This is a genomic window from Microbacterium sp. Bi128, assembly GCF_918698205.1.
Map to the genome: position 1 here is coordinate 1 of NZ_CAKKMM010001542.1, position 1,153 is coordinate 1,153.

At 66.3% G+C, this 1,153-nt stretch carries 2 protein-coding genes; both read right to left on the minus strand.

Features of this window, described 5'->3' with window-relative positions; translation table 11 throughout:
* Nucleotides 1-198 precede the first annotated feature (198 nt).
* Nucleotides 199-663, minus strand: coding sequence for a hypothetical protein (locus LQV45_RS34395; protein ID WP_230012355.1), 465 nt, complete (start codon nt 661-663; stop codon nt 199-201).
* A 179-nt stretch (nt 664-842) separates the two neighbouring features.
* On the minus strand, nt 843-1,153 hold a 311-nt coding region (locus tag LQV45_RS34400), incomplete at its 5' end, for an STAS/SEC14 domain-containing protein (protein WP_230012357.1).

Sequence of the window (1,153 nt, forward strand, 5' to 3'; positions counted from 1 at the left end):
GGCCTGGGCCGGCCTGGTCATCGCCGCCCTGTCCGAACTAAGTTTCCTCTCCATGGTGATCGAGCCGCTCCAGTTCCTGCTGCCCGTCGGGCGGTTCGGCGGCCTCCTCTGGCTTGTTGCCGTCGGATTCCTGTTGCCGCGGAGCCGGGCTGCCGCGAACCGACGCGAACCGTGAGCCTGTCGAGCTGGCCGCCCGGTCTAGGCTCCCTCCCCGGAAAAGCCTCCGAGCACGCCCGCATCCGCGCGGCCATAGCGCACGCGCTCGATGGGACGGTGATGCAGCAGGGGTTGGCGGGCGGCTGAACGGCGCCCGGTCGACCGTCCGGCGCCTGATGTCGAGGGCTGTGCGGGCGTTTCCGCCGCCCCTTCGTCCTTGACGAGTGTCAGGTTGGTTCGGCGGTCCCGGGCAGTTTCTTCCCGGAGGGCGATCAGGTGTTCCGCCAGCGCTGCTTCCGGCCGGCCCGGGTTGGCCTGCAGCAAACGGCACAGCTGCTCCCGTGCACGGGCCTGCCCCGGCGAAGAATCAGACAGCACTTCGGCGATGATCTCGGTGGCCTGCAGGCGTATCCCCCGCGCCCAGCTGTCCTCCGGCCCATTGACCGACGCGTCCGTGGGCGTGTGTCCGTGTGAGGGTTCCGCACGGGACGACAAGTCAATGGACATTGGCGATTCCTTTGTTCCCGTTCCGGCAGAGCCCGGAACCGGCCACGATCCCGAGAGCCCTGCATACATTCCTGGAGCCAGCGGGGCGGAAGACCGTGAAGACACTTTACAACGGGAAAGACCGGTCTGTCTCGGATCGGGAGTGGATTTGATTGCGGTGCCAGGCCCTGTGGCAATTCCTAATCGCGGCTCTGGATGACTTCCTTCAGCCATGCGATTGCGTCGGTCCTGGATGTAAAGAACTCGTGCGGGTACTTGGTCTCCCGGCTCGTGGCGGAAGCGATCACCCTGTCGACTGTGCTGGATCCGAGGACCGCGATGGCCACCACGCCCCTGCTCTGTGCGAATTGGTATCTGGCCGCCGCGCTGAACACCACGTCGGTCATCTCGGAGAGCATTGGCATCGGCGTCCCGCCACTGATCCGGTCCACGGCAAGCATGGCGTCCCTGGCATCTTCGGCGTCCACAAAGGAACCCGGGCGCCAGACGC

What these genes read in the sequence shown, in the direction of transcription:
- LQV45_RS34395 (WP_230012355.1), bottom strand. Translation starts at nt 663, where the DNA reads ATGTCCATTGACTTGTCGTCCCGTGCGGAACCCTCACACGGACACACG.